The 9,540-nt window shown below is 57.6% G+C and carries 9 protein-coding genes; 7 read left to right on the plus strand and 2 right to left on the minus strand.

The features are described 5' to 3' along the window. The first annotated feature begins 185 nt into the window (after window positions 1–185). Window positions 186–1,547 carry an MFS transporter gene (locus N037_RS15535; RefSeq protein ID WP_023334702.1) on the plus strand — a complete coding sequence of 454 codons (1,362 nt, stop codon included), beginning with the start codon at window positions 186–188 and terminating at the stop codon, window positions 1,545–1,547. 30 nt (window positions 1,548–1,577) lie between these two features. Here the strand turns inward: N037_RS15535 and N037_RS15540 are convergent, their stop codons facing one another. Next, a complete protein-coding gene (locus N037_RS15540) occupies window positions 1,578–2,069 on the minus strand; it encodes a YajQ family cyclic di-GMP-binding protein (RefSeq protein WP_023334701.1) in 492 nt (163 codons plus the stop codon). 121 nt (window positions 2,070–2,190) lie between these two features. Between N037_RS15540 and panE the strand changes: the two genes are divergently transcribed. Next, a complete protein-coding gene (gene panE, locus N037_RS15545) occupies window positions 2,191–3,102 on the plus strand; it encodes a 2-dehydropantoate 2-reductase (RefSeq protein WP_032641996.1) in 912 nt (303 codons plus the stop codon). Continuing rightward, window positions 3,065–3,658: a protein deglycase YajL gene (gene yajL, locus N037_RS15550; protein ID WP_032641998.1), complete on the plus strand. Its 594-nt coding sequence runs from the start codon at window positions 3,065–3,067 to the stop codon at window positions 3,656–3,658. The genes panE and yajL overlap by 38 nt, the downstream gene beginning before the upstream one ends. Before the next feature lie 120 nt (window positions 3,659–3,778). Here the strand turns inward: yajL and thiI are convergent, their stop codons facing one another. Beyond that, entirely contained in the window at window positions 3,779–5,227 is a 1,449-nt protein-coding gene (gene thiI / locus N037_RS15555) for a tRNA uracil 4-sulfurtransferase ThiI (protein WP_032642000.1), read from the minus strand. A gap of 191 nt (window positions 5,228–5,418) precedes the next feature. Here thiI and xseB point away from each other — a divergent pair, with 191 nt between their 5' ends. From xseB to N037_RS15575, 4 genes are all read left to right on the plus strand, one after another. Beyond that, a complete protein-coding gene (gene xseB, locus N037_RS15560) occupies window positions 5,419–5,661 on the plus strand; it encodes an exodeoxyribonuclease VII small subunit (RefSeq protein WP_008503331.1) in 243 nt (80 codons plus the stop codon). Continuing rightward, window positions 5,662–6,561: a (2E,6E)-farnesyl diphosphate synthase gene (gene ispA, locus N037_RS15565; protein WP_023334697.1), complete on the plus strand. Its 900-nt coding sequence runs from the start codon at window positions 5,662–5,664 to the stop codon at window positions 6,559–6,561. A gap of 24 nt (window positions 6,562–6,585) precedes the next feature. Next, entirely contained in the window at window positions 6,586–8,448 is a 1,863-nt protein-coding gene (dxs, locus tag N037_RS15570; RefSeq protein ID WP_023334696.1) for a 1-deoxy-D-xylulose-5-phosphate synthase, read from the plus strand. Between the two features lie 64 nt (window positions 8,449–8,512). Beyond that, window positions 8,513–9,487, plus strand: coding sequence for an aldo/keto reductase (locus N037_RS15575; protein WP_023334695.1), 975 nt, complete (start codon window positions 8,513–8,515; stop codon window positions 9,485–9,487). Window positions 9,488–9,540: the final 53 nt, after the last annotated feature.

A 9,540-nucleotide genomic window follows, 5' to 3' on the forward strand; every position in this document is an offset into this window, starting at 1 on the left:
TCACCTGGCTTTTTTTTTGCCCGGCGGCGCTACGCTTGCACGGGCCTACGGGATCGGTAGGTCGGGTAAGGCATCGCCGCCACCCGACGCGGTTTTGCACGATGGTAATATCTCTTAAACAAACACCTATTTACCGCAATTAACACCCCGCCTAAACTAGTGCCTGCTTTTGAACTGAGGTGGCAATGAACGATTATAAAATGACGCCAGGCGAGCTACGCGCGACCTGGGGCTTAGGGACTGTCTTCTCGCTACGGATGCTTGGCATGTTTATGGTCCTGCCTGTTCTGACCACGTACGGTATGGCGCTGCAGGGGGCCAGCGAGGCGCTGATTGGCCTCGCGATCGGCATCTACGGTCTGGCGCAGGCGGTATTCCAGATCCCGTTTGGCCTGCTCTCTGATCGGGTAGGCCGAAAGCCGCTGATCGTCGGCGGGCTGCTGGTCTTTGTGCTCGGAAGCGTCATTGCCGCCCTCTCCCACTCCATCTGGGGGATTATTCTCGGTCGCGCTCTGCAGGGCTCCGGCGCGATTGCCGCCGCGGTGATGGCGCTGCTGTCCGACTTAACCCGCGAGCAGAACCGCACCAAAGCGATGGCGTTCATCGGCGTGAGCTTTGGCGTTACCTTTGCGATTGCGATGGTGCTGGGCCCCATCATTACGCACACGCTGGGTCTGCACGCCCTGTTCTGGATGATTGCCGTGCTGGCAACCATCGGTATTGCCTTAACCCTGTGGGTCGTGCCGGACAGCAAGAACCACGTTCTGAACCGTGAATCGGGGATGGTAAAAGGCTGCTTCAGCAAAGTGATTGTCGAGCCGCGCCTGCTGAAGCTGAACTTCGGCATCATGTGTCTGCACATTCTGCTGATGTCCACATTCGTTGCCCTGCCAGGCCAGCTTGCCGCGGCGGGTTTTCCGGCGGCTGAGCACTGGAAAATCTATCTCGTCACGATGCTGATTTCGTTTGTCTCCGTGGTGCCGTTCATTATCTACGCCGAAGTGAAGCGCAAAATGAAGCGCGTCTTCGTGGGCTGCGTGGCGGTCCTGCTGATTGCCGAAATTGTGCTCTGGGGCGCCGGCCCGCACTTCTGGGAGCTGATTGCCGGCGTACAGCTGTTCTTCCTGGCCTTTAACCTGATGGAAGCGCTGCTGCCTTCGCTGATCAGCAAAGAGTCCCCCGCCGGGTATAAAGGCACGGCGATGGGCATCTACTCCACCAGCCAGTTTCTCGGCGTGGCGATCGGCGGCTCGCTCGGCGGCTGGGTGGACGGTCTGTTTGATTCACAAACCGTGTTCCTCGCCGGTGCGCTATTGGCGACAGTATGGCTGCTGGTCGCCAGCACCATGAAAGAGCCGCGCTACGTGAGCAGCCTGCGGGTAGAAATCCCGGATGATGTGGAGATTAGCGATGCGCTGAAACAGCGTCTGGAAGCCAAAGAGGGTGTGACCGAGGTGCTTATTGTTCCTGAAGAACGCAGCGCTTACGTCAAAATAGACAGTAAAATGACCAACCGCTTCGAGGTCGAGCAGGCGCTCAAAGCGTAAAAAAAGCCCGGTTAAACCGGGCTTTTTATATTAATCGCGGAAGTTTTTAAACTGGAACGGTTGCCCCAGATCGCCGCCGCGCACCAGCGCCATTACGGACTGGAGGTCATCGCGGGACTTACCGGTCACACGAATTTCTTCGCCCTGGATCTGCGCCTGCACCTTCAGCTTGCTGTCTTTAATGAGCTTAACGATCTTCTTCTGCACCGCGCTCTCGATGCCCTGCTTCAGTTTGGCTTCAACAAACCAGTTTTTACCGCTGTGTACAAACTCTTCCGGCACGTCCAGAGACGTCCCTTCGATACCGCGCTTTAACAGCTTGGCGCGCAGAATGTCGAGCAGCTGATTCACCTGGAAATCAGACTCGCTCAGCACCTTAATGGTCTTATTTGCGTCGTTCAGCTCAAACGACGCCTCAACGCCACGAAAATCGAAACGTGACTCAACTTCGCGGGTTGCGTTCTCAACGCCGTTGCGAACTTCCTGGATATCAACTTCGGAAACAATATCGAAAGATGGCATCTTTTCTTCTCCCTTCACTTTTGTTGCGTTGCATAATACCCGCTACGAGGCATAACTCAACAGAAGCTTAGCTGTATAATTAAGCTGTAACACCTGGCGCAGTTGCAGGTGAGGAGGAACAATGAAAATTACGGTGCTCGGATGCGGAGCGCTTGGTCAGCTGTGGCTGACCGCGCTGTGCAAGCACGGACATGAGGTTCAGGGCTGGCTGCGCGTGCCCCAGCCCTATTGCAGTGTAAACCTGATTGGCGAAGACGGAAGCATCTTTAACGAATCCCTCACCGCGAACGATCCGGATTTCCTGGCGCAAAGCGACCTTTTACTGGTGACGCTCAAAGCGTGGCAGGTCTCAGACGCGGTAAAGACGCTGGCCGCGCAGCTCCCCCCCACTTCCCCCATACTGCTGCTGCATAACGGCATGGGGACCCTTGATGAGCTAAAAAGCGTCCCGCAGCCCCTGCTGATGGCGACAACCACGCACGCTGCCCGCCGCGATGGCAACATCATCGTGCATGTCGCCAGCGGGGTGACGCATATCGGCCCCGCCAGAACACAGGATGGCGACTACAGCTATCTGGCCGATGTGCTTCAAAAGGTGCTGCCGGACGTGGCCTGGCACAACAACATCCTCCCTCAGCTGTGGCGGAAGCTGGCGGTAAACTGCGTGATCAATCCGCTGACGGCGCTATGGAACTGCCCGAACGGGGAGCTGAAAAATCATCCGCAGGACGTTGCGACGCTGTGTGCGGAAGTCGCAGCGGTCGTTGAGCGGGAAGGCCTGCATACCTCAGCGGACGATTTGCGCTGCTATGTCGAGCAGGTCATTGAGAGTACCGCAGAAAACATCTCCTCGATGTTGCAGGATGTTCGGGCATTACGCCACACGGAGATCGACTACATCACCGGCTATCTGCTAAAACGCGCCCGCGCACACGGCATCGCCGTGCCGGAAAACGCCCGTCTGTATGACCTGGTTAAACGTAAGGAGAGTGAATATGAGCGCGTCAGCCCTGATCTGCCTCGCCCCTGGTAGCGAAGAGATGGAAGCGGTCACCACCATTGATTTGATGGTGCGCGGCGGCATTAAGGTCACCACCGCCAGCGTCGCCAGCGACGGCAATCTGGAAATCACCTGTTCACGCGGGGTGAAAATTCTCGCGGATGCCCCCCTTGTTCAGGTGGCTGACGGCGATTATGACATCATCGTGCTGCCCGGCGGCTTAAAAGGCGCGGAATGTTTTCGCGACAGCCCGCTGCTGGTTGAGACCGTGCGTCAGTTTCACGTATCCGGCCGTATCGTCGCGGCTATCTGTGCCGCCGCCGGAACGGTTCTGGTTCCGCACGATATCTTCCCCATCGGCAATATGACAGGCTTCCCGGGGCTGAAGGATACGATCCCGGAAGAGCACTGGGTGGATAAACGCGTCGTCTGGGACCCGCGCGTCAACCTGCTGACCAGCCAGGGGCCAGGCACCGCGATTGATTTTGGCTTAAAGATTATTGACCTGCTGGTCGGGCGCGAGAAGGCGTACGAAGTGGCGTCGTCGCTGGTAATGCCGGCGGGAATTTATAATTACTATGAAGAGTAGTGCATAAAAAAAGCCGGGTGGCGCGAGGTAAAAGCAAAACGGCAACCAAAGGTTGCCGTTTTTAATGTTTGCGCCCTCTCCCCGTGGGAGAGGGTCGGGGTGAGGGCATCAGGCCGCACACTACGGACGATACACCTTCACATTCGCAAAGCCCTGCTCGCGCAGATACAGCGCCTGCAGGCGGCTCATCACCCCGCGCTCGCACCACAGCAGATACGTTTTGCTCTTGTCGAGATCGCCAAATTTCGTGCTCAGCTTATAGAACGGCAGAGAAACCACCTCAACGCCTTCGACGTTCAGCGGGCTAGCGTCCTGTTCATCAATAGAACGAATATCCACAATCACATCGCTGGCACCAAAACCGCTGACGGTTTCAACTTCAACCACTTCCTGTTCGGTCTGCTGGGCAATCTCACGGATATCAATGTTGGAGGCTTCCTCCACCACTTTGTCCAGGATGGCAAAATCGAAGTTCTCTTCTTCCGCTTCGATCTTCGCCTTCACCGCTTTGACGGTCGGGCTTTTTGAGATCACGCCGCAGTATTCCGGCATGGTGCGGGCAAAATCTTCGGTGCCGATTTCGCGCGCCAGATCGATGATGTGCTCTTTGTCGTGGGAGATCAGCGGACGCAGGATCAGCGTATCAGACACGTTGTCGATCAGACGCAGGTTGGTCAGCGTCTGGCTGGAAACCTGGCCCAGCGCTTCGCCGGTGACCAGCGCCTGCACGCCATAGCGTTCAGCCACTTTGGACGCCGCACGCACCATCATGCGCTTCAGCACCACGCCCATTTGGCCGTCGTCCACTTTTTCGAGGATTTCGCCGACCACGGGTTCGAAGTTGATCGCGACGAAACGCACGCGGTGGGAGCTGCCGAAGCGGTTCCACAGGTAATGCGCGACCTGACGAACGCCGATTTCATGCGCCGCACCGCCCAGGTTGAAGAAGCAGTAGTGCACACGGCAGCCGCGACGCATCAGCATATAGCTGGAAACGCCGGAGTCGAAGCCGCCGGAGATCAGGGACAATACGTCTTCCTGGGTTCCGATCGGGAAGCCGCCGATACCTTCATAGCGCCCTTTAACCAGCAGCAGGCGATCGTTTTCGATCTCAAGGTTCACGGTCACGTCCGGGTTGGTCAGACGCACGCGCGCCGTTTCAACATGCTGGTTCAAACCGCCGCCGACGTAACGTTCCACTTCAATGGAGCTGAACTCGTGCTTGCCGCGACGCTTCACGCGCACGCAGAAGGTTTTGCCTTCGATCTGATCGCGGTACTGGACCAATGCTTTCTCGAAGATGTCGTGCATATCGCTGAACGGAACATCTTCCACTTCAAGGATATGGTGGATCCCCGGGATACGGGTCAGCGCGTCGCGAATATCCTGACGTTTGTTTTCGTCTTTGGCGCGCACTTCAACGTGGTCCCAGTGACGCACCACGGCGAGGGTTTCGTCGTAGTGCTTTAATACGTTACGAATGTTCCCGGTGAGAATTTTAATAAAGCGCAAACGCACAGATTGGCTTTTGATGGTGATTTCAGGGAACAATTTAATGATAAACTTCATGGCGGCAATGTTTCTTAGGCAAGCGTATTAAGGCTTGTAATGGAAAAGAGTACAGCAGCCCACACCCGTGGCTGCATCCAGGCGCGCAAGTATACCACCATCGCGCCGCTCCTGTGCACATTGCGCGTTATTTGATAATTGCCCTGAGTCCGTTACCATGTCGGGGCTGAGAATATAAGAGTCAATTCACTATGCCGAAGAAGAACGACGCACCGGCCAGTTTCGAAACTGCGCTGAGTGAACTGGAGCAAATTGTTACCCGCCTCGAGAGCGGCGATCTCCCGCTGGAAGAGGCGCTCAACGAATTCGAGCGTGGCGTGCAGCTGGCGCGCCAGGGGCAGGTCAAACTGCAGCAGGCCGAACAGCGCGTGCAGATCCTGCTTTCCGACAGCGAAGACGCGAAAACCACGCCTTTCACACCGGACGCCGAGTAAATGGATTTTGCCAATGAGCTTCAGGCGCGTGTCGTACGCGCCAACGACGCCCTGCGCCGTTTTATTGCGCCACAGCCTTTTCAGAACACTCCACTAGTTGAGGCCATGCACTATGGCGCACTCTTGGGTGGAAAGCGCCTGCGCCCGTTCCTGGTGTACGCCACAGGCAATATGTTTGGTATCAGCGATAACACGCTGGACGCCCCGGCAGCCGCCGTTGAGTGCATCCACGCCTACTCGCTGATCCACGACGATCTCCCGGCCATGGACGACGACGATTTGCGTCGGGGTCAACCCACCTGCCATATCAAGTTTGGCGAGGCGAATGCCATTCTGGCGGGTGATGCCCTGCAAACGCTGGCGTTCTCGATTCTGAGCGACGCGCCGATGGCGGAAGTGGCCGACCGCGACCGCCTGGCGATGATCTCCGAGCTGGCAATGGCCAGCGGCGTGGCCGGCATGTGCGGCGGACAGGCACTGGATCTTGAAGCGGAAGGACGTCAGGTTAATCTGGAACAGCTCGAGCGTATTCATCGCCATAAAACCGGGGCATTGATTCGTTCCGCCGTTCGCCTGGGCGCGCTGAGCGCGGGTGAACAAGGGCGCAAAGCCCTGCCGATTCTGGACAGATACGCAGAAAGTATCGGTCTGGCATTCCAGGTTCAGGATGACATTCTGGATGTGGTGGGCGATACTGCAACATTGGGTAAACGTCAGGGTGCGGACCAGCAGCTTGGCAAAAGTACCTACCCCGCCCTGCTGGGCCTTGAGCAAGCCCAACGTAAAGCCCGGGATCTGATTGACGATGCCCGCCAGTCGCTAAATAAACTGGCCGCGCAATCGCTGGATACCTCGGCACTGGAAGCGCTAGCGGACTATATAATCCAGCGTAATAAATAAACTATATATCTCGATGAGCCTTTGATGAGTTTTGATATTGCCAAATACCCGACACTGGCGTTAGTTGACTCCACCCAGGAGTTACGTCTGTTGCCGAAAGAGAGCCTGCCGAAGCTGTGCGACGAGCTGCGTCGCTACCTGCTCGACAGCGTAAGCCGCTCCAGCGGCCATTTCGCCTCCGGGCTTGGCACGGTAGAGCTGACCGTGGCGCTTCACTATGTCTATAACACGCCGTTCGATCAGCTCATCTGGGACGTGGGCCATCAGGCTTATCCGCACAAAATTCTGACCGGACGTCGCGATAAAATTGGCACCATTCGTCAGAAAGGCGGCCTGCACCCGTTCCCGTGGCGCGGTGAGAGCGAGTATGACGTGCTGAGCGTCGGCCACTCCTCTACCTCCATTTCTGCGGGCATCGGTATTGCCGTTGCCGCCGAAAAAGAGAACAAGCAGCGCCGCACCGTCTGCGTGATTGGCGACGGCGCCATCACCGCAGGGATGGCCTTCGAAGCCATGAACCATGCGGGCGACATCAAGCCAGACATGCTGGTTATCCTTAACGATAACGAAATGTCGATCTCCGAGAACGTCGGCGCGCTGAACAACCATCTGGCACAGCTGCTCTCCGGCAAGCTTTACTCTTCGCTGCGTGAAGGCGGCAAGAAAGTCTTCTCCGGCGTACCGCCGATCAAAGAGCTGCTCAAGCGTACCGAAGAGCACATCAAAGGTATGGTCGTGCCGGGCACCCTGTTTGAAGAGCTGGGCTTTAACTATATCGGCCCGGTTGACGGCCATGACGTGCTGGGTCTGGTGACCACGCTCAAGAACATGCGTGACCTGAAAGGCCCGCAGTTCCTGCATATCATGACCAAAAAAGGGCGTGGCTACGAACCGGCGGAAAAAGATCCGATTACCTTCCACGCGGTACCGAAATTTGACCCGTCCAGCGGCTGTCTGCCAAAAAGCAGCGGCGGCATGCCGAGCTATTCAAAAATCTTCGGCGACTGGCTGTGCGAAACCGCCGCAAAAGACAATAAGCTGATGGCGGTGACGCCTGCCATGCGTGAAGGCTCCGGCATGGTGGAGTTCTCCAGAAAATACCCTGACCAGTATTTCGACGTGGCCATTGCCGAGCAGCACGCGGTGACGTTTGCAGCGGGCCTGGCGATCGGCGGCTACAAACCGGTTGTCGCTATCTATTCCACCTTCCTGCAGCGCGCCTACGATCAGGTGATCCACGACGTGGCGATCCAGAAGCTGCCGGTGCTGTTTGCTATCGATCGTGCGGGCATCGTCGGTGCCGACGGCCAGACGCACCAGGGCGCGTTTGACCTGTCGTTCCTGCGCTGTATCCCGGACATGGTCATCATGACGCCCAGCGACGAGAACGAATGTCGTCAGATGCTGTTTACCGGCTACCACTATCAGGATGGCCCAAGCGCGGTTCGCTACCCGCGCGGCAATGCGGTGGGCGTTGAGCTGCAGCCGCTGGAGAAGCTGGCGATCGGTAAAGGTCTGGTCAAACGTCGCGGTGAGAAAGTGGCAATTCTGAACTTCGGCACGCTGATGCCGGAGGCCGCGAAAGTGGCTGAAACGCTGAATGCCACCCTGGTGGACATGCGCTTTGTGAAGCCGCTCGACGACTCTCTGATCCTGAGTATGGCTGAGACCCATGACGTGCTGGTCACGCTGGAAGAGAACGCGATTATGGGCGGTGCGGGCAGCGGCGTGAACGAGGTGCTGGTGGCAAACCGTAAAGCCGTGCCGGTGCTGAACCTCGGCCTGCCGGATCATTTCATTCCTCAGGGTACCCAGGATGAAGCCCGTGCGGCGATTGGCCTGGACGCCGCCGGTATCGAAGCCAAAATCCGCGCCTGGCTGGACTGACCCCTTCCCTCTTTTCCGCTCCTGCTATGCTTAAACCTGGTGTTTAAACAGCAGGAGCGGAACCGTGCAATACACAACATTAGGAAAAACCGACCTTAAGGTTTCCCGACTTTGTCTGGGATGCATGACCTTTGGCGAGCCCGATCGGGGAAACCACGCCTGGACGCTGCCGGAAGAGAGCAGCCGTCCGATTATCAAACGCGCCATTGAAGGCGGCATTAACTTCTTTGATACCGCCAACAGCTACTCCGACGGCAGCAGCGAGGAGATTGTCGGCCGCGCCCTGCGCGATTTTGCCCGCCGGGAAGACATCGTCGTTGCCACCAAAGTCTACTATCCGTCAGGCGATCTGACTGAAGGCCTTTCTCGCGCGCAGATCCTGCGCTCTATTGATGACAGCCTCAGACGCCTGAACATGGATTACGTCGACCTGCTGCAAATTCACCGCTGGGATTACAACACCCCGATTGAAGAAACGCTGGAGGCGCTGAACGACGTGGTCAAAGCCGGGAAAGCACGCTACATCGGCGCGTCGTCTATGCACGCGTCGCAGTTTGCTCAGGCGCTGGATCTCCAGGCGCAGCACGGCTGGGCGCGCTTTGTCACCATGCAGGATCACTACAATCTGATCTATCGTGAAGAAGAACGCGAGATGCTGCCGCTGTGCCATCAGGAGGGCGTGGCGGTGATCCCGTGGAGCCCGCTGGCGCGCGGCCGCCTGACCCGTCCGTGGGGGGAAACCACGGCCCGTCTGGTATCGGATGAAGTGGGAAAAAATCTCTATGCCGCTACAGAAGCCAGCGATGCGCTGATTGCCGAACGCTTAGCCGGAATTGCCGACGATACCGGCGCAACCCGCGCCCAGGTGGCGCTGGCCTGGCTTCTGGGCAAGCGCGGGGTCGCAGCACCGATTATTGGAACGTCGCGGGAAGAACAGCTGGATGAGCTGCTGAATGCGGTGGATATCACGCTGACGCCGGAGCAGATTGCCGAGCTGGAGACGCCGTATCAGCAGCATCCGGTGGTGGGGTTTAAGTAAACACTTGCCGGGTGACGGCTTCGCCTTACCCGGCCTACGATCGCCCCCTGTTT

It is taken from the genome of Enterobacter sp. EGD-HP1 (assembly GCF_000733275.2).
GTDB lineage: Bacteria > Pseudomonadota > Gammaproteobacteria > Enterobacterales > Enterobacteriaceae > Enterobacter.